The 22,536-nt window shown below is 44.4% G+C and carries 22 protein-coding genes and 1 tRNA gene; 17 read left to right on the top strand and 6 right to left on the bottom strand.

Features of this window, described 5'->3' with window-relative positions:
• Together dcd and JAO78_RS12290 are read left to right on the top strand one after the other, a co-directional pair.
• Nucleotides 1-594, top strand: a complete 594-nt coding sequence (gene dcd / locus JAO78_RS12295; RefSeq protein WP_226751655.1) for a dCTP deaminase — start codon at nucleotides 1-3, stop codon at nucleotides 592-594.
• Between the two features lie 186 nt (nucleotides 595-780).
• Nucleotides 781-1,356, top strand: a complete 576-nt coding sequence (locus JAO78_RS12290; protein ID WP_226751654.1) for a glutathione S-transferase family protein — start codon at nucleotides 781-783, stop codon at nucleotides 1,354-1,356.
• Between the two features lie 69 nt (nucleotides 1,357-1,425).
• On the opposite strand, the gene JAO78_RS12285 is transcribed toward JAO78_RS12290, so the two are convergent.
• Nucleotides 1,426-1,971 (bottom strand): YaeQ family protein, encoded by a 546-nt coding sequence (locus tag JAO78_RS12285; protein WP_226751653.1) that lies wholly within the window; start codon nucleotides 1,969-1,971, stop codon nucleotides 1,426-1,428.
• A 424-nt stretch (nucleotides 1,972-2,395) separates the two neighbouring features.
• Between JAO78_RS12285 and JAO78_RS12280 the strand changes: the two genes are divergently transcribed.
• The 4 genes from JAO78_RS12280 (at nucleotide 2,396) to JAO78_RS12265 (ending at nucleotide 3,814) form a co-directional block, all read left to right on the top strand.
• Nucleotides 2,396-2,602 carry a hypothetical protein gene (locus tag JAO78_RS12280; protein WP_226751652.1) on the top strand — a complete coding sequence of 69 codons (207 nt, stop codon included), beginning with the start codon at nucleotides 2,396-2,398 and terminating at the stop codon, nucleotides 2,600-2,602.
• A gap of 119 nt (nucleotides 2,603-2,721) precedes the next feature.
• Nucleotides 2,722-3,069, top strand: a complete 348-nt coding sequence (locus JAO78_RS12275) for a hypothetical protein (RefSeq protein ID WP_226751651.1) — start codon at nucleotides 2,722-2,724, stop codon at nucleotides 3,067-3,069.
• 125 nt (nucleotides 3,070-3,194) lie between these two features.
• On the top strand, nucleotides 3,195-3,386 hold the full coding sequence (locus tag JAO78_RS16875) for a PLDc N-terminal domain-containing protein (protein ID WP_369413466.1): 192 nt from the start codon (nucleotides 3,195-3,197) through the stop codon (nucleotides 3,384-3,386).
• Between the two features lie 101 nt (nucleotides 3,387-3,487).
• Nucleotides 3,488-3,814, top strand: coding sequence for a hypothetical protein (locus JAO78_RS12265; protein ID WP_226751650.1), 327 nt, complete (start codon nucleotides 3,488-3,490; stop codon nucleotides 3,812-3,814).
• 152 nt (nucleotides 3,815-3,966) lie between these two features.
• Here JAO78_RS12265 and JAO78_RS12260 read toward each other — a convergent pair whose 3' ends face one another.
• Nucleotides 3,967-4,824, bottom strand: a complete 858-nt coding sequence (locus JAO78_RS12260; protein ID WP_226751649.1) for a pirin family protein — start codon at nucleotides 4,822-4,824, stop codon at nucleotides 3,967-3,969.
• 689 nt (nucleotides 4,825-5,513) lie between these two features.
• On the opposite strand from JAO78_RS12260, the gene JAO78_RS12255 reads away from it, so the two are divergent.
• Nucleotides 5,514-5,882 carry a hypothetical protein gene (locus JAO78_RS12255; RefSeq protein WP_226751648.1) on the top strand — a complete coding sequence of 123 codons (369 nt, stop codon included), beginning with the start codon at nucleotides 5,514-5,516 and terminating at the stop codon, nucleotides 5,880-5,882.
• Nucleotides 5,883-6,244: 362 nt separating this feature from the next.
• Here JAO78_RS12255 and JAO78_RS12250 read toward each other — a convergent pair whose 3' ends face one another.
• Both JAO78_RS12250 and JAO78_RS12245 read right to left on the bottom strand, forming a co-directional pair.
• A complete protein-coding gene (locus JAO78_RS12250) occupies nucleotides 6,245-6,949 on the bottom strand; it encodes a superoxide dismutase (protein WP_439647511.1) in 705 nt (234 codons plus the stop codon).
• Between the two features lie 394 nt (nucleotides 6,950-7,343).
• Nucleotides 7,344-7,420 (bottom strand) — tRNA-Pro (locus JAO78_RS12245).
• Nucleotides 7,421-7,650: 230 nt separating this feature from the next.
• Here JAO78_RS12245 and JAO78_RS12240 point away from each other — a divergent pair.
• The 7 genes from JAO78_RS12240 (at nucleotide 7,651) to JAO78_RS12210 (ending at nucleotide 14,410) form a co-directional block, all read left to right on the top strand.
• The gene (locus tag JAO78_RS12240) at nucleotides 7,651-8,772 is read left to right on the top strand and encodes a 1-acyl-sn-glycerol-3-phosphate acyltransferase (protein WP_226751647.1); all 1,122 of its coding nucleotides are present in this window, start codon (nucleotides 7,651-7,653) and stop codon (nucleotides 8,770-8,772) included.
• The gene (locus tag JAO78_RS12235; RefSeq protein ID WP_226751646.1) at nucleotides 8,769-9,614 is read left to right on the top strand and encodes an EamA/DMT transporter family protein; all 846 of its coding nucleotides are present in this window, start codon (nucleotides 8,769-8,771) and stop codon (nucleotides 9,612-9,614) included. Before JAO78_RS12240 ends, JAO78_RS12235 begins: the two co-directional genes overlap by 4 nt.
• Before the next feature lie 12 nt (nucleotides 9,615-9,626).
• Nucleotides 9,627-9,872, top strand: a complete 246-nt coding sequence (locus tag JAO78_RS12230; protein WP_226751645.1) for a DUF2960 domain-containing protein — start codon at nucleotides 9,627-9,629, stop codon at nucleotides 9,870-9,872.
• Nucleotides 9,873-9,953: 81 nt separating this feature from the next.
• Entirely contained in the window at nucleotides 9,954-11,081 is a 1,128-nt protein-coding gene (locus JAO78_RS12225; RefSeq protein ID WP_226751644.1) for a M14 family metallopeptidase, read from the top strand.
• A gap of 12 nt (nucleotides 11,082-11,093) precedes the next feature.
• Nucleotides 11,094-11,420 (top strand): zinc ribbon domain-containing protein, encoded by a 327-nt coding sequence (locus JAO78_RS12220; RefSeq protein ID WP_226751643.1) that lies wholly within the window; start codon nucleotides 11,094-11,096, stop codon nucleotides 11,418-11,420.
• A 1-nt stretch (nucleotide 11,421) separates the two neighbouring features.
• Complete coding sequence (locus tag JAO78_RS12215) at nucleotides 11,422-11,703, top strand: YeaC family protein (protein WP_226751642.1); 282 nt, start codon at nucleotides 11,422-11,424, stop codon at nucleotides 11,701-11,703.
• Nucleotides 11,693-14,410 (top strand): DUF349 domain-containing protein, encoded by a 2,718-nt coding sequence (locus JAO78_RS12210; RefSeq protein WP_226751641.1) that lies wholly within the window; start codon nucleotides 11,693-11,695, stop codon nucleotides 14,408-14,410. Before JAO78_RS12215 ends, JAO78_RS12210 begins: the two co-directional genes overlap by 11 nt.
• Nucleotides 14,411-14,413: 3 nt before the next feature.
• Here the strand turns inward: JAO78_RS12210 and ansA are convergent, their stop codons facing one another.
• Together ansA and sppA are read right to left on the bottom strand one after the other, a co-directional pair.
• Entirely contained in the window at nucleotides 14,414-15,427 is a 1,014-nt protein-coding gene (ansA, locus tag JAO78_RS12205; protein WP_226751640.1) for an asparaginase, read from the bottom strand.
• A gap of 61 nt (nucleotides 15,428-15,488) precedes the next feature.
• Nucleotides 15,489-17,369: a signal peptide peptidase SppA gene (gene sppA, locus JAO78_RS12200; protein ID WP_226751639.1), complete on the bottom strand. Its 1,881-nt coding sequence runs from the start codon at nucleotides 17,367-17,369 to the stop codon at nucleotides 15,489-15,491.
• A gap of 171 nt (nucleotides 17,370-17,540) precedes the next feature.
• On the opposite strand from sppA, the gene JAO78_RS12195 reads away from it, so the two are divergent.
• From JAO78_RS12195 to JAO78_RS12185, 3 genes are all read left to right on the top strand, one after another.
• On the top strand, nucleotides 17,541-19,559 hold the full coding sequence (locus JAO78_RS12195; protein WP_226751638.1) for an oxidoreductase: 2,019 nt from the start codon (nucleotides 17,541-17,543) through the stop codon (nucleotides 19,557-19,559).
• Nucleotides 19,560-19,828: 269 nt separating this feature from the next.
• A complete protein-coding gene (gene glgC / locus JAO78_RS12190) occupies nucleotides 19,829-21,067 on the top strand; it encodes a glucose-1-phosphate adenylyltransferase (RefSeq protein WP_226751637.1) in 1,239 nt (412 codons plus the stop codon).
• Nucleotides 21,068-21,096: 29 nt separating this feature from the next.
• Nucleotides 21,097-22,527, top strand: a complete 1,431-nt coding sequence (locus JAO78_RS12185) for a glycogen synthase (RefSeq protein WP_226751636.1) — start codon at nucleotides 21,097-21,099, stop codon at nucleotides 22,525-22,527.
• Nucleotides 22,528-22,536: the final 9 nt, after the last annotated feature.

Raw genomic sequence — 22,536 nt, 5'->3', positions numbered from 1 at the left:
ATGAGATTATGTGACCGCGATATAGAGCGCTACCTAGCCGACGGCAAAATTTGCATCACGCCAGCCCCCGATGTTGACATGATCAGTGGCGTGAGTGTCGATATTCGTTTGGGTAATAAGTTTCGAGTTTTTGTGGCGCATGCCGCACCTTACATCGATTTAAGTGGCCCCCGCGCCGAGGTGGATGCGGCGTTACATTCCGTCATGAGCGATGAGATCGTGTTAGCCGATGATGGGGTATTTATTCTGCATCCCGGTGAATTAGCCATTGGTGTAACGTTAGAGTCAGTGACCTTGCCAGACGATATTGTGGGCTGGTTGGATGGCCGTTCGTCGCTAGCGCGTTTAGGCTTAATGGTGCACGTAACGGCACATCGCATTGATCCAGGCTGGTCAGGTAATATTGTTTTAGAGTTTTACAACAGTGGTAAGTTACCCCTAGCTTTACGCCCTAATATGAAGATAGGCGCGTTAAACTTTGAACTGATGACTGGCCCTGCTGCCAGACCTTACAATAAAAGGCTGGATGCGAAGTACAAAGAACAAACAGGGGCGGTTGCCAGCCGGATTAGCCATGACCATAAAGGTGGCTGAACTAAAAAATAAAAAGCCCACGTATCAGGTGGGCGCAAGCTTATAAAGCAAAAATGAAGCGCAATGATTATGCAATAAAACTGCATAGTCTGGCAACTGTGTGCTAAGCATAGTGATTGGTTTCTGTGTTTTAAATGCATAAAAAATGATTTTTTATTAGCTCAATACAGCTTTAAAGGAAGTGAAATGAAATTATATGGCTCACAAACCTCACCTTATGTGCGACGCATTCGTTTGTTACTGGCGGCACAGCCGTATGAGTTTGTTGATATGCAAATTTTTGCAGAAGGCGATCGTGAAAAGCTTTTAGCCTTGAACCCGACACTTAAAGTGCCGATGTTTGAGCATGACGGGCAAATGGTGTTCGATTCAGGGGTTATTTACCGTTACCTCACTACGGTTTTATCATTACCCGCCTTAAGTTGGTATCAAGAGAATCAATTAACGGTGATTAACGCCATTAATGATTCACTGGTTACGTTGTTTTTATCTGCGCGCAGTGGCTTAGATACTAATGAAGATCGGTTGTTTTTTAATATACAAAAACAACGTATTGCCGCTTCGATGTTCGTGCTAGAGCAACAAGCGCAAAACCATGAGTTTGCCCAGTGGAATTATATAGCGATGTCACTTTACAGCTTACTAGACTGGGTGATCTTCAGAGAACTGTTAGAATTAGACGAATACCCGGCGCTGCAGGCCTTTTATGCTGAAAATAAACAACAAGCTGCCATTGCAACCACCGATCCGCGTTTAACTTAAGATCTTGGGTAGTGAATTAAAAAATAGCGAAATAGCGCCATGGCGACGTTCATGCCATGGCGTAACAACTTAGCCTTGCTGCAATACTTCAGGTTCAATTAACACGCTTTGCGTCGCATCAGATAACCAAATTTGGCTTTCGCTAATATTACATTGAATTTGCATATTACGGTTAAATAGCTTAGCCATATCCGCTACTGCTTGTTCGGGAATGTCGATAACGGTTAAATTTTGATAGCGAGCTAACGCCGCGCTGTTGGCTTTCCACCACACTGGAACAACGCGGCCACCATAGCAATATAGTGTTACCTTTTTAGCGCGGTTACAGGCTTTTCTCAGCCATTTTTCATCAACTTGACCAAACTCAACCCAATGTGCAATTACACCATCTAAACCTAAGTCCCACAACTCTGCTTCATCTTCACTACCGCTAAGCCCTTTGGTAAAACCTAAGGTTTCATTGGCATTAAGGGCAAAAGCCAGTAATCGCACCATTAATCGTTCGTTATTTTCAGAAGGATGCTGCGCCAAGGTTAAACTGTGATCGGCGTAGTAATGCCGATCCATATCCGCAATTTGCAATTGCACTTTGCACACTGTCGCTTTAAGCGCCATAACCATTCCCAGCTTATAAAAAAACGCAGTGTACCTTAAAGCCTAAAGCTTTGAATAGTGAACTGATGGCAGCAATGGGTTAGGGCAAGGTTATCTGTAGTTTGTTGCACAACCTTCGGAGCAAAAGAAATATTCGGCGCTTTAAAATATATGAGCTTGTATGTATATACAGTTTTAGGTGAATTTATTGTTATCAAGTAAATTGCAAGTTTAGAACATGCTTTCTAGAATAACTTTAAAAGAGCTAGATAAAATCTGTTGATTTACGCAATGTTGTTAGATAATTTAACTATTTAACAAAAAAGAGAAAGTTGTTTACATGGTTAGAAATAATGAGTGCTCCAAACTATTAAGCTGCTATGTCCTCTATGAGGATTTTGTGCATTGAACAAAAGCAAAAATTTTAAGCTCTCGCTTCTTGTAAATGCTAGACCAAGAAGTGACAAATATTTATACGGTTGGTGAGTTTGCGTCTTACATTGCTACCAAAGTCAATGAATCAAAAGGGACATCATTCGATTATGCAGATATTCTTCCAAAGCTTTTAGAGGTATTAGAATCTGACTATGGTGTCGACAAAGGTAAAGTTGCCTTGAATAGTCGATTCGTTCAGGATCTGGATTTTGATTAAATTGCACACAACAAGCGCCATTAATAATGCGCTATTCGGGCGCTTCAACTCGCAACAAGTTGCTCGCATTTGTGACGTGCGTTAGCGGAGTTTCACCTTCACAACACAAGGAAGTTAAAATGAAAATTAAGGCAAGTTTACTGGTTACTACTTTACTGGCGTCGGCGTCCTGTTTCGCGGCTGACACTTATCAAGTATCTACATCTGTGTACTCTCAAGGAAAACGAGTGGCAGCTCCAGCCATGATGGTTGAAGCAGATAAAATGGCGTCAATTACTATGGATATTGGCTTTAGTTATACCCTCACCGTTACGCCAAACCAAGATGAGACCGCAGATGTTGTAGCTGTTGTTACCGTGGGTGATAGCACGATACATCCTTCATTTACTGTTACCTACGGCAAAGAAGCAACAATAGCAATTGCTGAGCAAAAACTCACGCTAATGATTAATAAGATTAGCAGCTAACAATTTGCTTCATTCGGCTTTTAGGCCCATGCGACGCTGACACGTTCGCACGCCTGCGCGGGACGTTAAATTAATAGTAGTCTTGCGAAAGATTTTAATCTTCAACTTAATTTAGGATTAAATTTATGATGGGTGGAATAAGTATTTGGCATTTTTTAATCATAATGGTTTTGCCATTGATCCACGTGATCCTATCAAGCCGTTCCCACGGTGGTGCAAAGTTTGGTTGGTCTTTAGCGGTTGTATTTTTTCCGTTACTTAGCTACATCATTTACTTGATCGTGACTCAGCCTGCAAAGAGAGTACAACAGAGCTAATGACGTTTAATAAGGCCAGTCAGCAACGCTGCCGTTGTTCGCTGAACCTCAAATTTGCTGCATTGCTTTTCGGCCGCGGCTGGCTGCGTTAAGCTGCTGGCATGAAAAACTACCCTACAATAACATTGGTCGCCTTTATTGTTCTTTGTGGATGCACTCGCTCATCGTATTTTGCTGAGCTTGATCCAAGAGCAAAATCGGTGAATTCATCGAAATATGGAAAGGGTAAATATTTTTATCATTACTCTAAATTTATTTTTCCAAGTGAAAATGCTGCCCAAGAGAAAGAAGACTATTTCAATTTTGCGCAAACAGAAATTGCGCAAAAAATTGCTGGAAATCAGGCTTGTACCATTATCCCAGAGTCGCTTTCGTACTACGGCGAAGGCGGCGTTGTCAGTGTTCTGGTGAAATGCAATGAAACCTAACACGTGCTTTAAACAACCCGCTTAAACTCGCTGGAGACTCAGTAAGTTGGTCAAGTAATATGTATTGTACTTGTCTTTTTTAAAGCACATGTTGAGGTGTTTATAATCCTATTTATGACACAACCTCGAAGTTAAATTCTTAACGTTGAGCGTTATTTTTTAAGCGGGATATATTCTTTATCGTCGCCGATGACGTTGGGGAATTTGCCATTTTGCCAATCCGCTTTTGCTTGCTCTATCCGCGCTTTACTGAAAGACACAAAGTTCCAGTGTAAATAAGGGGTCACAGTAAATTTTTCGCCTCCTAGCATGATAAATCGTCCGCTTTGCAGAACCGTCATTTCAGTGTCGGTATCATCGAGCAAGACAAACTCACCCGCACCATAGGTTACTCCGTTAATGTCTATTTTTCCGCTAATAGGGAATATCGCGGTTTCATACGTTGGATGGGGTTTGGCAATCTTGCTGTTTTCATCTGCCGTTATGTCGATATAAAACATCGGCGAGTAAGTTTTAACGGGTGAGCTCATGCCGTAAGCTTCGCCGATAATGAGCCGCATCATAACACCCTCGTGAATGAGGTGGGGGAGTTGCTGTTTTTTTACATGAGTAAAAGAGGGATCAAGTTCAGCCATCTGCTCTGGTAGTGCGATCCAGCACTGTAAGCCATTAATGGCGTGCTTGTTTGCTCTTACTTCAAAGGTTTCTCGCTCGGAATGGGTTATGCCTTTACCTGCTGTCATCCAGTTGACATCTCCTGGATGTATTTCGACATGATGTCCTAACGAATCTCTATGCAAAATACTGCCTTCGAACAAATATGTCAGTGTACTTAGGCCAATATGTGGATGCGGTCGCACATTGATACCTTGCCCAGCAGGAAAATCATGTGGGCCAATTTGGTCAAAAAATATAAAAGGCCCAACCATTTTTTTATCTTGGTGAGGCAGCACTCTATTTACCTGAAGGCCGCCTAAGTCATGTGTTGTTGCTTTCAGTACTTTTGCCATGTGGTACTCCTTAACAATGCAGAAATTAAGTCTACTCAGCACGGTATCATTCTAAACAGGGTAATAATATTAGAATAAAAGAAGCGAATAGTTCTATTTAAAAGAACTAATGCGCAGGTTCTGATTGACATGGACCAGAATAACCTTGGAACCTTTGAGGTCAGATACCGAGATCCTTTTTTAAACAGAGCTTAACGTTTTCGCTGTTGGCGAGATACTTTCTTTTGTGTCACCAAAAAAAGTATCCAAAGAAAATGCGACCCAATTTCGCTCGAAAGCCCGACTGCTCATACGTTGTCCAAGGCGAAAACGTCACTCGCGCTAGGCTTCGTCGCCGCACTCAAACCCCCGTTTTTTTAAAACCTTGGCCAACGATGATCAGCCGGCTCGCTGCCAAGGGAGTGAATATCCGTTGAGGTATGTGCTTAGCTTCTATAGCTTGTTGGTGACTAGCGGCTTGAAATAATTCATCTAACAACGAGGCACTTTTTTAAGGATCCAAATGAAAACTTATAGCCAATGGCGAAAAGGTTAATGGTTATGGTAAAAACAAAGTAAATTTAATGCTTAATTGCCTTTTCAAATTGTTTGTTTTCGGTAAAGCTATATGTGGTGTTACTACAGTTTTATTTCGTTGTGCAATTAATAGTATTTTTCATTCCGAGGATGGTATGGCTAGAGTTCGCTGCATGTTCATTTTAATTGGAATGAGTTTTTTAGTGTTAACGTCTATTGGTGATAGCTATTATCGAGATTGGGTATACGCCAATCAAATAGCCGATTTTGGTTTGGCAGATTATCTGCCAAGTATTACCGGAACCATTACCTCAATTTTTTTATTAATCGGTTTAGCAAAAGACGGGATAACTAAAGCACCCGAATCAGCATTGTGGATCACATGTGGTTGCGCAACTTATGAGTGTTTACAGCCCGTTGTCGGAACCGGTGTGTTTGATCCGCAGGACTTAATTGCTGTTTTTGTCACAGGGGGTATTGTTGTGTTCACGCTTAACAAAGTAAATGTAAGTATCTTGCGTACAGTAAAACATCAAGCGTAATAAGCATCATAGCCAGCGGTCGCTTGTTCCGCAAAAAACTGATTTGTTAGATTGTTCGAAACCTTCAGAGTCAGATAACGAGCACTTGATATACTCTTATTCTAAACACCTTGCTCAACAGTATTCAATTGCCTCGCCGCAAGAGCGGGGCATATTCTTAGAAGTAAGCGTTTAGCTGTTGAGCTTTCATGTGAGTTGCCCTGAGTTACTCTGACCGGCTTTCGGGGCTGTAGTCGCATTCTGACTTTATTCGTGAATTTGCTAGCAAAGATCTCATCGTCAGGTGAGGGCAGTAATAACAAAGTGTTTTATCCGCCTAAGCGATAGCCACCTAGGCGGTATTAAAAATGCTATATCAAGGCTTAATGAGCTTTGGTTTGCTCGGTGGCATGACGATATAACTCATTGACCTTATGCCAATTCACAATAGTCCACCAAGCCGTAGCGTAATCACCACGCTTGTTTTGATACTGTAAATAATAGGCATGCTCCCAAACATCCAGCGCAAGTATGGGTGTACCTTGCACTTCCACCACATCCATCAAGGGGTTGTCTTGATTAGGTGTCGATGTCACCTGTAGTTTGTGCTCCTTATCCACGATTAACCAAGCCCAACCAGAGCCAAAACGGGTAGCGGCTGCTTGATTAAACGACTTTTGCATGGCATCGATAGAGCCAAAATCACGTTCGATGGCTTTTTTTAAGGCCGCTGAAGGCTCGCCAACATCAGCCTGTGGCGCCATTAATTGCCAAAAGAGTTGATGATTATAATGACCACCACCATTGTTTCTTACCGCCGTATTAAAGCGTGATATTTGCGACATCATCGCTTCAAGTGACAGTGAGGCTAACTCTGGGGTGCTTGCTACTTGGGCGTTTAAGTTATTCACATAGGCTTGATGGTGCCTGCCATGGTGAATTTGCATGGTGTCTTTATCGATAACCGGTGCAAGTGCATCTGCAGCATAAGGCAGCGGTGCTAACGTAAAGGGTTCAGCGTGAGCACTGGCAGCAAGGAATAAACAAAGTAAGGTTGCAGGGAGTTTCGCTTTGAGAATAGTTAACACGGTATTGTACTCCTATGAAGATGAGGTTTTACCAATTTAGGGACTGACCAATCTTACAGTAGTATGATGCTGCTCGATCACTTTAATTTTAAAGTAGGGACCAATCGGCAATAAAACGCGACTAGGTGTTTTAATATTTGGGGTAATAGCGACTGTTTAGGCTTGGCGTTGTGTTAACAAGTGCTAGAAATGTCATTATCGTGAGTGTCATTCATTTTTAAGCGGCAGGCATACTCTGGCCGCGTGATGCACCTTTTTACCGGCATTAATCTGCAATTTAAAGTGCTTACGACAGCAAATAAAGCGGAATAATAGCTAAAAGGGTGCGCGAAAAACCGCAGATATAAAAAAAGCCAGCTCGCTTTAAGCTAACTGGCTTTTAGTAAAAATTTATTGGTCGGTACGAGAGGATTCGAACCTCCGACCCCTTCACCCCCAGCGAAGTGCGCTACCAAGCTGCGCTACGTACCGACTCAAGCGCGTATCATAATGATTCTCAGCGATAATGCAATGCTGATTGAATCGTATGTTGAAAAAAGCAGCATCATAGCGAGGTTAGGGATACAATTTGTGATAACCCGTTATTCATAACTGAACTGAATGGCTATATCCTTTAATTTAACCTCGTTGCCTTTTAATCGAAATACTGGTTAATTCTGAATAACACAGTAAAATAGGCGCTCTTTTACCCAGACAAAGTAGTGAGTACTGTGGCAGAGCAAGATATTTACGCCGATATCCGGCCTTATCATGATGACGAAGTCGCGCCAGCGATCGCCCGTTTAATTGCAGATGACGAATTTATTCATGCCATTCTCCATTATCGTTTCCCGCATTTGGCCGGGCCTTTGGGCTGGTTATTATCACCGCTGGTGAAATTCTCGTTAAAACGCCGTTGGTCACGTTTAGATAACGTCCAAGCGGTGCAGCGTCAGGTCGCGACCTTTATGGAGCGAATGATCGAAAGTAGTACCAATAAAATCACGGTATCTGGTTTAGAACATTTAACACCAGGCAAAGCTTACTTGTTTGTTTCTAATCACCGTGATATTGCGATGGATCCGGCTTTAGTAAATTGGTGTTTATATCACCATGGTTTAGATACCGTGCGCATTGCCATTGGCGACAACTTATTACGCAAGGCCTGCGCTTCTGAGTTAATGCGATTAAATAAAAGTTTTATTGTTAAGCGCGGTGCTAAAGGCCCACGTGAAATGCTGAAAAACTTTACCTTGTTGTCGTCTTACATTAAACATTCGTTAGAGCACAAACACTCTGTGTGGATCGCGCAAAAAGAAGGTCGTGCTAAAGATGGCTTGGATGAAACGGATCCGGCGATTTTAAAAATGTTTTATATGGAAGGCAAAAAACGCGGTGAAAGCTTTGCTGAATATATGGCAGGGCTAAATATTGTGCCGGTATGTTTGTCTTACGAATATGATCCTTGCGATGTCGATAAAATCAACGAATTGTGGCAAAAACAAACCTCTGGTTCTTACCAAAAAACGGAATTTGAGGATATTGATAGTATTATCAAAGGGATCGTTGGCTTTAAAGGCCGGGTTCATGTGGCGTTTGCAAAACCACTTACCGAGGTTCCTGCAGATCCCGATGCACTTGCTCAGCTAATTGACCAGCAAATTTGGCAAAACTACCGTTTGTATCCGGTTAATTATCTTGCTGCAGGTTTAACACATGCTTCGGTTGATGAAAAGCTGGTGGAGTTATGGCAACAGCGTTTGCAAAAGGTACCGCAAGGCGCGACTTCATTAATGAGTGCCTTATATGCTGCTCCGATCATGAGGCAGTCTGAACTAGAGTGAGTTATTTAGTTACCGTTACACTGCTGTGGGCGTTTTCGTTTAGCTTAATTGGCGTTTATTTGGCTGGCCAAGTGGATGCTTATTTTGCGGTGCTAATGCGTATTGCGCTCGCGGTGCTGGTGTTTTTGCCCTGGCTGCTACGTAAACCTGTGGCTTTAGCCGATGCATTTTTATTGGCCGCGCTTGGCGCGGTGCAATTAGGCTTAATGTATATCTTTTATTATCAGTCTTTTTTGTTACTGAGCGTGCCACAGATCCTGGTGTTTACCATCTTTACCCCGGTCTATATTACATTGCTGTATGATGTGCTTGATGGCCATTTTAATCCCCGCTTTTTATTTGCAGCCTTACTCGCCGTAGTGGCGGCAGCTGTGATGCGCGATACACTACCCGCAGTGAATTATTGGTTAGGCTTTTTAGTGGTGCAGGGGGCAAATTTTTGCTTTGCCGTAGGCCAAGTGGGCTATAAAAAGTTTATGGCTAGCAAAGCGCACCTAAACGCAGGCCATCAGCAATTTGGCTGGTTTTATGTCGGTGCTTTAGTGATTGCGATACCGGCTTGGTTATTATTGGGGCAAGCACAATATCCCACTACGCCAGTACAATGGGCAGTTTTGTTTTGGCTAGGATTAGTGGCTTCAGGTGCAGGTTATTTTTGGTGGAACAAAGGCGCTTCGCAGGTTTCTAGCGGTACTTTAGCGGTGATGAATAATGCCTTGATCCCTGCTGGTTTGCTGGTCAATATTCTGATCTGGCAGCGTGATACAGACATAAGCAAGTTAGTCTTGGGTATCGCTTTGTTATTGCTTTCATTGTGGTTGTGTCGTCGCCACGCAGTATAGGAAATAAGTTTTATGGCTAGACAAGTTAGTTACACCTTTAAAGGCCAAAAGAAAGTTATCGCCTTTAGTTATGATCGTTTTGTTGATTTATATGAAGCCGTTGCGGCAGCTGAAGGGATAGATCTCACGGCGTTTTTAGCCATGGAACAGCAATTACATCATACGGCTAAAGATAAAGCCGCAGTAAAAAACTTTCGCTCGCAATCATTCAGTAAAATGGGATTTGCAGATATCGCCTTTGTGCGAGAGAATCCCTAACACAATATGCGACCAGCGTGCCAGGCCAAGGTTTTTGCCGTACCCGCTGTTATTTGATGATACCAAATTAGAGAAAATAGTATGAAAATCACCTGCAATTTTGACAGTGGTAATATCGAAGTGTTACACGCCACGGATCCAGCAAACATTCAATTGGCGATCCGTAAAGATCATCAATCTGAGTTCTTTCAGTGGTTTCACTTTCGTTTAAACACCTCACACACTGAACCGCACACCATCAAAATTATGAATGCTGGCCAATCGGCGTACCCAGAAGGCTGGGAAGGTTATCAAGCGGTGGCTTCTTATGATCGACAAACGTGGTTTCGCGTAGATACCAGTTATGCAGACAACGTATTAACCATTCATCATTATCCAGAAGCGGAGTCAGTTTATTTTGCCTACTTTGCGCCTTATAGCTATGAACGGCATCAAGACTTATTGCACTATGCCCAAAATGATTACAACTGTCGGTTAGTTGAATTGGGTGAAACACTGGATGGCCGTGATATGACCATGCTGGTTGTCGGCGAGCCGGCTGAGCATAAAAAGAAGATTTGGATCATTGCACGGCAACACCCTGGCGAAACGATGGCCGAATGGTTTGTTGAAGGCTTACTGGATCGATTATTAGATGAAGATGACGGTGTTGCTCGGTTACTGTTAGCCAAAGCGGTATTTTACATTGTGCCCAATATGAACCCAGATGGCAGTGTTCGTGGTCATTTACGGACTAACGCCGCGGGCGTTAATTTAAACCGTGAATGGCAAAACCCGAGCATGACAGAAAGCCCAGAGGTGTATTTAGTTCGAGAAAAAATGCAAGAAATCGGCCTAGACATGTTCTTAGACATTCATGGTGACGAAAATCTGCCATATAACTTTGTGGCCGGCGCAGAAGGTGTACCGTCTTACAATGCAAAAATGCAACAACTTGAGCAGGCATTTAAAACGGCATTACAACTGGTAACTCCAGAGTTTCAAACCCAGTTTGGTTATGACAAAGACGAGCCGGGTAAAGCAAATTTAACCGTGGGCAGTAACTGGGTTGCAGAGCGCTTTGGTTGTTTAGCGTACACTTTAGAAATGCCGTTTAAAGATAACGCCAACCTGCCAGACGAGGCTTTCGGTTGGTCAGATGTACGTTCAATGAAACTCGGCCATGACACCCTTACCGCAGTATTAGCCGTAGTTGATGAGTTACGATAGGACCTATTAGACATGGCGATTATTTCTTGTCCGGTGTGTGCAAACCGGATCTCAAACAAAGCGGCAGAATGTCCAAAGTGTAAAACCAATTTAGGTGAAGCCAGCCCAGAAAAGCTGGCCTCAAAACACCGAGAGCAAATGGCTCGCCAAGCGCAATCACTGATGAACCAGTCGATGCTGGCCTTGCTGTTATTTTTGGCCGGATTTGGAATTTTGTATTGGTGGCAGCCTGAGAATGGCAGTTACAACCAATATGTTTCAACCGTAGCAATAGCCCTAGGCTTTGGTTGGTATGTGGTGTGTCGCGCACGAATTATTTGGTTAAAGCGAAAAAAATAGTATGGATTTTACAGCGATAGTCAGTGCGATGGCACCTGACACTTATAATAAACTAGCAGAGGCGGTAGCCACAGGTCGTTGGGCCGATGGCACGCCGTTAAGCGCAGAGCAAAAAGAGCAAACACTGCAACTGGTATTAGCTTATCAGTCTAAGGTGTTGAAGTCTCAAGATATCTTCACTGTGGGTCCAGACGGACAAATAGTTCATAAATCCAAGGCAGAGTTGAAAAAACAGTTTTCAGATCCTGCCGCTATTGCAAGGTTTTCGCACGATGATCTTTAAACGCTGGTTTAAACCGAAATGGCAGCATCCAGACGCCGCTATTCGTCAGCAAGCTCTTGAAACATTACAACCCACCAGCGCTGAGCATAAGCAAGTATTGCATGAGCTCGCTTTTAACGATGCCGCAGAAGCGGTGCGTAAAGCCGCTTTACATCGGTTAGACGATTTTGCGTTATGGTGGCAAGCCAGTAAACACGACACGGCAGAGCGTTTAAAACACTATGCCGAGCAACAAGTTGTTGATCAACTGTTAGCGAATCGGGTAGCTGCACCGTTAAAACAGAAATTTATTGAGCAGTGTAATCGCAGTAGCATTTTAGAGTCGCTAGCGCTAAAAGATGCCGATATGAATGTGCGCTTTGCCTTACTACAGCGGTTAGAGCGCCCGGAGTTAATTCAACAAACTTTGTTAGATGCGGCCTTTCCTGTCGCCTTAAAACAGCAATTGTTGTCACAGATCACAGATGAAAAACAATTAGAGAAACTTAGTAAGCAACTTGAACCCTCGCTTGCTGAAACCTTGCAGGCTCGCTTGGCGAAAATGGCGGCGGATAAGCAAAAGCCACCTCGCTTACGCAAAGAGATCACCTTGTTGCTGGCTAAGCTGAATGCACTGCGCGAGCGTCATACGCTGTCCGAGCTACCGGCGTTACAACAAGAGTTGCAACAACAATGGCAAGTGTTAGCCGCGGAGTTACCTTTATTACCCGAACAAGAAGCGCAGGGTTTTTTAGAGAAGTTTCAGCAGCTCGACCAACGTTTAACCGAATGGTTAGCGCCAAAATTAGCCCAACTGCAGGCCGAGCAAGCCTTAGTTGAGCGTAAAGCGCGCCAAGTGTTAAAAACCCAGCAGTTGCAGCAAGCGGTCAGTGAGCTAGAACAACAATTGCAGGTGCAGTTACAACAAGTCGCCAGTACTGAGCAAAATGGCTTACTGGATGCCGCCGCCACAGCATTATGTGAAGAGTTGGATGCGGCCGAGTTAGCCCATGCTGAGCACAGCGCCTTACAACAACGTTTAACGGTGGTGCAGCAGCAATTAGCCCGTTTACCCGAGTTGAATAAAGCGCTTACGTCGATCCAGCAATTGCTAAATGCGTTTAGTGAACAGCCATTGCCTAACAGTGCTGAGCAGATAGCGGCAGCAGAGCAGCAATGGCAAGATTTTGCTGATGCTTGGCGCAGTGCCAGTAAAGGTTTCAGTGCAAGTTTACCTGCTGAGTTAAACGAACAATTCAAGCAGTTACGTCAGCAGTGGCAACAAGCACTGAGCCATATTAAACAACAGCAACAAAAAGAGCTTCGTCAGCTTCGTAGTAAGTGTGCCGAATACAAACGCCTACACGCGGCAGGACGTTACAAAGTGCTGTTTGGTTTGTATAAAGGCATGACGGCGGATGTGGCAAATTTATCTGCAGAAGCACAGCAGCAATTTGAAAAAGAGTTTGCCGAGATCAGCAGTTTACAAACTGAATTAGAATCTTTGCAGCAGTATATTGCCACACCACGTAAAACCGCGTTGTTAAACGAAATGACTGAGCTGGCAAATAGCCCTTTGCAAGATGCCAAAGCGCGTGCTGAGCAAGTGAAACTGGCCCGCGCAAACTGGAAGTCTTTAGGTAAAGCAGATCCCGCTGCCGAAGAAAGCTTGAATCAGGCTTTTGATGCAGCCTGTGAAGCGGCTTTTGAACCTTGCCGCCAGGTGTTTGCTCAGCAAGATGCTGAACGCGAACTGCATTTACAGCAACGTCAGCAATTATTACAAGAGCTTGGCAATTTAGTCGAAGCAGAATTGCCAGAACGGGATTTAGATGCCGCTTTTCGGCAGTTAAGCCAACGTTGGCGTGAAAGTGGCGCGGTTAATCGGCGTGATTACCAAGCGTTGCAACAACAATTTCAAGAACTGAGCAAACGCTTAAAAGACAAAGTGGCCACGGCGCAGCAGCAACAAGCGGCGGGTAAGGCGGCTTTGATTGCGGAAGCGAAATTGGCCATGACCTTAGAAGACGGCTCCAAAACAGCACAGGTGCTGAAAGAGTTGCAGCAACGCTGGAAGACCTTTGGTTTTGCCGGCCGTCAGCAAGATCAAGCGTTGTGGTTAGAGTTTCGTGCACTGTGTGATAGCTTTTTTGAAAAACGCAACGAAGAGTACAAGCTACAGCAGCAAGCTGAGCAGGAAGTTGCCCAGTTGGTATCAGAGCAATTAGCAACGCTGAATACAACCTTAGCGCAAGCCACTAGCGCTGGCGCATTGCAAGCGGTACAAGCGCAGTTGCGTCAATTGAGTTTACCCGATAGCGTTGGGGTGCGTCAGCAATATCAAGAGCTCAGTCAGCAATTGCAACAACGGCAAAAGCAGTTGCAAAAGTCGGCACAACGTCAAGAGTTACAAACCTTATTTGACGTATTAGAGCAGGGCGATATCAAAGCAGAACAATTACCACAGAGTTATCGTGAAGCCTTAAGTTTGCCGCAGCCAAGTTTGACTCGCTCACAACTGACCATCGCGTTAGAGCTGATGTCAGAGCAAAATGTTGAGCAAACCAGTGCGGCAGAGCGCCAACAAGTGCAACTGGCCTTGTTATCGTTAAAGCATAATGCGGGGCAACAATTAACACCAGAGCAGCTATTACAGCAATGGCTTGCGCATGGTCCGGTTGCCCAACAAGAAAAACCGTTGTTAAAGCGCGTTGCCGCGCTGTTTTAACGATTAAAGCGTTAATTCGCCACGCAGATCCTGTTGCATCTGCTGGCGAATTTCTTCTGCAGTGAATGGCTTACTCAGCAGGTAATGTAACTTAGTTAAGGTCGCTTCCAAGGTCATATCAAACCCACTGATCACCCCGCTATCACGCAACGCCTTGCCCGTGGCATAACCATCCATATTCACTTTGCCCTTAAAACATTGTGTGCAATTGACTAAAATTTGCCCTTGTTCACTTGCTTGCTGTAACACTTGCAGTAATTCTGGCCGCTGTGGGGCATTACCCACACCAAAAGATTTAATAATTAAGGCGCGTACTGGTGGTGCCAGCATATTGCGGATCACGTCTGTGGTAATACCAGGATACAGCGTGACGACACTGATCGGTTGGGGAGTGATTTCGGCAACCTCGAGTGGGAGGGCTGTTTCAGTATGGGTGATTTTGCCTGCATGCAGGTTAATATGGATCCCCGCTTCAAGTAACGCCGGCATATTGGGTGATGCGAAAGCATTAAAACCATCGGCATCGGCTTTAGTGGCACGGTTACCACGAAATAATTGATTATTAAAAAACAATGCTACTTCAGCGATGGGATAATTTGCCGCTAAATACAGGGCATTAAGTAAATTAACTTGGCCGTCTGAGCGCAGTTGCGCTAACGGGATCTGTGAGCCGGTAATAATCACCGGTTTTGATAAGTTCTCTAACATAAATGATAAAGCGGAAGCGGTATAAGCCATGGTGTCAGTACCATGCAGCACCACAAAGCCATCATAGTGTTGATAGTTTTCTTGAATATCTTTGGCAATAGTAAGCCAATGCGCTGGTGTCATATCTGACGAGTCGATAACCGGATGATATTCATGAATATCGAATTCTGGCATTTCTGGCCGATAAAACTCGGGCATGCGTTTTACGGTGTCGGTTAAAAAACCCGGTACTGGCACAAAGCCTTTATCGGATTGTTGCATACCAATGGTACCGCCAGTGTAAGCGACATAAATACGTTTTCTTTGCATAAAACACCTAAAAAAAATGCCCGGATAATACCGGGCATTGTAATCAGAATTACGCTTGCTGTCAGTTTATCTGGCAGCTTAAGCAGTAAGAGTAGATACCGTTTGGATCGTTAAACTGATTCATTAAAACAAAATCTTGTTTAACTTGCTGTGTTAACTGACGAAGCGCACGTTGCTCTGGTTGCATCGTTGCACTAGGTAACCAGCCTTTCGCTTTTGCTGCACCAAATAAATCCGCAATGATTTGCTCAGTGGGGCTAAGTTCTGGTTGCACTACAGTAATGTCGTATTGGCTTAAACCGGCCATTTCTGCAGCACGAGCAATCGCATCATCAAAAGTACCCAGTTTATCGACTAAACCTAACTCAAGTGCTTTAGAACCTGTCCAAACACGGCCTTGTGCAACTTTATCAACTTCTTCATTGCTCATATTGCGGTTTTTACCCACCATGGTTAAAAACTCGGTATAACCGCGTTCGATCAGCAATTGCATCATGTCTTTCGCTGGCTCAGATAAGCCTTTAAATAAAGGCATACCGGCAGAGAAACCGGCCAACTCTGTTGTACCGACACCATCCACATTTAAACCAATGGTCGACATCGCATTTTCAAATGTGTGTAATAAACCAAAGATCCCGATTGAACCTGTAATGGTAGTTGGTGAGGCCCAAATTTCGTTGGCAGGTGCTGCAATCCAGTAACCGCCTGACGCTGCAACTGCACCCATTGAAGCGATAACAGGCTTACCTGCTTCACGTAATAGGGTGATTTCTTGGCCGATGACTTCAGAGGCAAACGCGCTGCCGCCGCCGCTGTCGATACGCAGCACGACCGCTTTTACTTTATCATCATGGCGCGCACGACGAAGCAGCGCAGCTGTAGAGTCACCGCCGATCATGCCAGGTTTAGCTGTGCCATCAACAATGGTACCGCGAGCGACCACCACGGCAATTTTTTCTGTGATCGGGTTATCAAATTGCTTAGCCGGGATCACCATTTTTTTGTATTCATCAAAGGTGACATGGTTGTAGGTGTTATTGTCATTTTTGCCGACAATGGCGATCATACTATTACGGAACTGTTCACGGGTTTGTACGGCATCTACCCACTTGCTGGTTAAGGCATATTGGCCTAAATCACCTTCAGCGGCTTGCAGTTTGCTGTACATGGCGGCGAAGGTTTCATCGAAGTTATCAATACCAAAGCCACGACGCTCGGCAACTTGTTGTTTGTAATCAGCCCATAATTCATTTAACCAAGCTGAGTTCGCTTCTTTTGCGGCATCTGACATGTCATTACGAGTAAAAGGTTCTACCGCGGATTTGTAAGTACCCACGCGGAAAACATGTGTACTGACCTTCAGTTTTTCTAAGGCATTTTTATAGTACATAGGGTAGCTACCATAGCCCTCTAATAACACTGCACCCATCGGCTCAAGTGCAATTTGATCGGCATAGCTGGCTAAGAAGTATTGATTTTGGCCGTAGTAAGCACCGTAAGCAAAAATCTTTTTGCCACTGGCTTTAAAGGCTTCTAAAGCTTTACCTACGCTTTTTAATTTATCCAAAGAACCGCCACCTAGCGCAGACAGATCCATCACCATCACTTGAATGCGGTTGTCTTTGGCCGCATGGTTAATCAGTTTAACCACATCGGTAACCAGCATTTCTGGCGCTTCTTCTTGACCACCGGCTGCTTCATTAATTGCCGCAGCCATGGGGTCAACATAACGTTTTTGTTCAACAAGATCACCGCGAAGGTTCAGATATAATGCACTGGTATCGGCAATCTGTACTTTATCGCCACCACTAAACAGGGCACTGCCGATGACCAACACCAAGCAAATAAAGATAATATTTAAAACGGTAGCGCGAAAGCCCCGATAAACTGACCAGATTGCGCCAAATAAGCGCCTAAATAATCCTTTCTTTTTCTCTGACATAATATGTGTCCTGTTAATTCTCATTTAAAATTCATAAACATCCACGCTTAATGCTAACGAATTTTTCAACAAAGGCTATGTGGAATTTGTAAGAAAATGTATATCACTTGCGTATCGGCAGCAAAGCAGCTACATTTTAGCGATTAAACAGGTACGACCAGAGAGGGTGATGTGGCATATCAACACTTATTAGCGCCATTAGATTTAGGCTTTACCCAACTTAAAAATCGGGTAATTATGGGGTCAATGCATACCGGCCTAGAAGAAGAAAAAAACGGTTTCGAAAAGTTGGCCGCGTTTTATGAAGAACGAGCCAAAGGCGGTGTAGGTTTAATTATTACCGGGGGCATTAGCCCAAACTTTCGTGGAAACTTGGTGCCTTTTGGTAGCCAACTGAGTTTTTGGTGGCAAGTTGCAAAACACAAACCGGTTACCGCGGCGGTGCAAAAGCACGGTGCAAAGATTTGCCTGCAATTATTGCATGCGGGCCGTTATGGATATCATCCTTTTAATGTCGCGCCGAGTAACATTAAATCGCCTATTACGCCTTTTAAACCTTCTGAGTTATCCGATCGACAGATCCGCGGGACCATTAAAGACTTTGCCCATGCGGCCAGCCTCGCTAAAAAAGCCGGTTATGACGGTGTGGAAATCATGGGCTCTGAAGGCTACTTGATTAACCAATTTATATGTCAACGTACCAATCATCGTACGGACGCTTGGGGCGGTAGTTTTGAAAACCGAAGTCGTTTTGCTTTAGAAACCGTGCGAGCGGTGCGCGAGAAGTGTGGTGCTGACTTTATTATTATCTATCGGCTCTCTATGCTGGATTTAGTTGAGGATGGTAATACCTTTGATGAGGTTGTTGCACTTGGCCAAGGTGTGGCTGCAGCAGGCGCAACATTAATTAATACGGGCATTGGCTGGCATGAAGCGCGTATTCCAACCATCACGACTCGGGTGCCCCGAGCGGCTTTTACTTGGATCACAGAGCGGGTTCGGCAACAACTTAGTGTGCCGGTTATCGCCACTAACCGCATTAATGATCCTGGCGTAGCAGAAGATATTTTAGTAAAAGGCCAAGCTGATCTAATTTGTATGGCACGACCCTTTTTAGCCGATGCCGACTTTGTTAATAAAGCGGCTGCCGATCAAGCGGACGAAATTAATACCTGTATTGCCTGTAATCAGGCCTGTTTAGATCACGTATTTCAACAAAAACGTGCCAGTTGTTTGGTTAACCCTAGGGCATGTTATGAGACCGAGTTAAATTTTAATCCCGCTAGTAAACGGAAAAAATTGGCCGTTATAGGTGCCGGTCCGGCAGGGCTTGCTTTTAGTGTTTACGCGGCGCAGCGTGGCCATGAAGTACATTTGTTTGATAAAGCTTCAGAGATTGGCGGCCAGTTTAATTATGCCAAACAAATTCCTGGTAAAGAGGAGTTTCATGAAACACTGCGTTATTTTGCCAAAATGTTGAAGGTACACGCGGTAACATTACATCTTAATGAGCAACAAACTGCGGCAAGTATTCTGGCTGAGCAATTTGATGAGGTCATTTTAGCTACCGGTATCGTGCCGCGTGATATTGGTTTAGCTGGGCAAGATCATCCTAAAGTGTTGAGCTATTTAGATGTATTGCGCGATCACAAAGCCGTTGGCCAAAACGTCGCGATTATTGGGGCGGGCGGCATTGGTTTTGATGTAGCTGAGTTTCTATTAGAAAAACATTCACTGACATTACAACCTGATGCGTGGTTAGCCGATTGGGGCGTTGATAAAACTTATCAAAGCCGCGGCGCTTTATTAAGTAGCCAGGCGCCAGCTAAAGCCGAACGTAAAGTCTATTTATTACAGCGCAAAGCCAGTAAGGTGGGTGGTGGTTTAGGTAAAACCTCTGGCTGGGCACATCGCGCCTCTTTGCAGAAAAAAGGCGTAGAGATGATGGCGGGGGTGAACTATCTGCGCGTGGATGACGCTGGTCTTTGGATCAGTTTAAACGACAAAGAGCGCTGTTTAGCGGTGGATAATGTGGTGATTTGTGCCGGGCAGGTTCCCCTGCGTGCCTTACAAGCCGAGTTACAGGCGGCCGGCCAACAAGTACATTTAATTGGAGGTGCTGATGTTGCTGCTGAGCTGGATGCAAAAAGGGCGATCCGTCAAGGTGCGGAACTTGCTGCGGCCATTTAGTATTTGCTGATTTATAGCCGCAATTCATCGCGGTAAACAAGGGGTAAACTTTTCTTGCGGCCACTTTTCAAGTGGCCGTTTTTATTTTCTTGTTTTTTGGTACTACATAATTCTAGTTTTTGATGCTATGTTAAATCTACATCGATTAATGAAGGATTCTGAAATCTTGATGGAATTTCCCGACCGCGCTATAAGAACAGCTTACCTATAAATGTGCGGCGATAAAAAATGTAAGCGGTTACATACTAATAAAATACAGAGGAATATATATGTCTGGAGTGTTAACTATGATACTGGCTGGTGGCGAAGGCACCCGCTTATCACCTTTAACAGCGGTGCGTGCGAAACCGGCTGTTCCTTTTGGTGGAAACTATCGTATTATCGATTTTGTTTTAAATAACTTTGTAAATGCCGACTTACTGCAGATTTTCGTTATTACGCAGTTTAAATCACATTCATTGATGAAGCATTTAAGTCGCGCCTGGCGAGTAGGGGGGGTATCCAATCGTTTTATCGATCCCATTCCCGCGCAAATGCAAACAGGTAAGCATTGGTACTTAGGTACGGCAGATGCTATTTATCAGAATTTGCATCTGATTGAAGGTTTAGATCCAGAGCATGTTTGTGTGTTCGGTGGCGATCATATCTATAAAATGGATATTCGCCAGATGTTAGACTTTCATCGTAATAAAAACGCGAAACTAACCGTTGCTGCTATCCCTGTCCCGAAAGAGCAAGCTCATGAGTTTGGTATTATCGAGGTCGATGCCGACGGTCGGATGATCGGTTTTGAAGAAAAGCCAAAAAGTAATCCTAAAACAATCCCAGGTCAACCGGACATGGTATTGGCATCGATGGGTAACTATATTTTTGAAGCCAATTGTTTAGTGAATGTGCTAAATGCAGATGCCGCACAGCCCGATTCAAAACATGATTTTGGCCACAACATTATTCCAGGACTTTATCCGCAGGGTGAAGTGTATGTTTATGACTTTTCTACCAACCATATTCGCGGCGAATCACAGAGCAGCGCTGGTTACTGGCGTGATGTAGGCACCATCGATTCTTATTACGAAGCGAATATGGATTTAATCTCGATTGATCCCCCGTTCGATGTTTATAACCGTTTTTGGCCGTTACGCAGCTATACGCCGCCAGTACCGCCAGCAAAATTTGTGCACGATCAAGCTAATCGAACCGGCCAAGCGATAAGCTCAATGGTTGCCGCGGGTTCTATTATCAGTGGTGCGATTATTTATCAGTCAATCCTCGGTTATAATGTTAACGTGCATAGCCACAGTTATATCGAAAAGAGTGTGCTAATGGGCAATAACGACATTGGTCGTGGTTGTCGGATCCGTCGCTGTATTATTGATAAAGATGTGCGTATCGCACCCAACACGGTGATTGGTGAAGATTTAGAAGCCGATCGCAAGCGTTTTCATGTGTCTGCAGGCGGAGTTGTGGTGATCCCTAAAGGCGCCCGGATCGGCTTTGATGATGAGTAAGCTCGGCACAACCGATTAAGGAATTAGTAGTGCAGATTTTGTTGTTATGTAGTGAATACGAAGGCTTGATTAAAACCGGTGGTTTGGCCGATGCCTGTTATGGCTTAGCCATTAACCTAAAAGCCGCAGGCCATGAAGTCACCGTGATGCTACCTCGCTATGCGCCTTTATATAGCCGTCCGACGGGAGAGTCTGACGCGTTGTTTTTTGAGTTAGGTGGTCAGGAATATGGCTGTGCGGTGCGTCAGCTATTATCCCACGATGTCGATATTCGCGTAGTAGAGCACGATGATTTCTTTCAACGTGATCGCCCCTACGATGACGGTAAACATGGTTATGCTGATAATCCGCTACGCTTTGGCTTTTTTTGCAAAGCGGCGTTGGAGTGGGCTAAACATTATTTACCTGAAGTTGATATCATTCATGGTCATGATTGGCAAACTGGAGTTGCGGCAGCTTATTTAAAACAGCATTACGCCCATGATCCGGTATTAGGGGGAATACCCTTTGTTTATACCATCCATAATGGTGCGTATCAGCTCACAACTGATCATTATTGGTTTGGCCGTTTAGGCTTGCAGGCTAATGATGATCAATTTTTAAATATGCTAGAACAGGGTATTCGTCACGCTACTAAGCTGAATACCGTTAGCGTAGGTTATCGGGATGAATTAATGACTGAGCCTGCGGCTAATGGTTTGTCGGCACTCTATCAACGCCGTGCCGCTGATTTTTTTGGTATCTTAAACGGTTGTGACTATCAACAGTGGGATCCCGCCACGGATGATGCGCTGATCGCGAACTTCAGTATTAATGATTTAAGCGGTAAAGCGCAATGTAAATCCCATTTACGCCAACGCTTTAATTTAGCCGAGCTCGATGTGCCATTATTCGTTGCGGTAAGCCGTATTACCGGGCAAAAAGGCTTTGATTATTTAATACCAGCCTTACGCCGGTGGTTAGCTAACACCACAGCGCAAGTATTTTTGGTGGGCAGTGGTGACGCTGAGTATTGTAGACAGCTTTATCAGTTACAACATGATTTTAACGCGCAATTTCGTTTCTTCGAAGGTTTTGACGAGCGTTTAGCTCATCAAACGGAAGCGGCCGGTGACTTCTTTTTAATGCCGTCGTTATTTGAACCTTGTGGTTTGAATCAACTTTACAGCTTAAAGTATGGCACCGTGCCTTTAGTGCGATTAACGGGGGGGTTACGCGATACGGTTCAACCTTGGCCTGGTACTGCGGCAACCGGCATTGGCTTTACTGAAATCAGTGTTGAAGCCATGCAAACGGCCTTAGAACAAGCGGAAACGCTGTATCAACAACCGAACCAGTACCAGCAAGTACAACAACGCGGCATGCTGCAAAATTTTAGCTGGCCTGCTGCTGTTAACGAATACCAAGCCCTGTATCTGAAGGCAAGAAATGTGTACCTTGCTGAGGATTTATGCAGTTAACAGTTTTAT

Origin of the sequence: Alishewanella maricola (genome assembly GCF_016343785.1) — a bacterium.
GTDB lineage: Bacteria > Pseudomonadota > Gammaproteobacteria > Enterobacterales > Alteromonadaceae > Alishewanella > Alishewanella maricola.
This window is presented reverse-complemented; position numbering and strand designations above follow the sequence as displayed.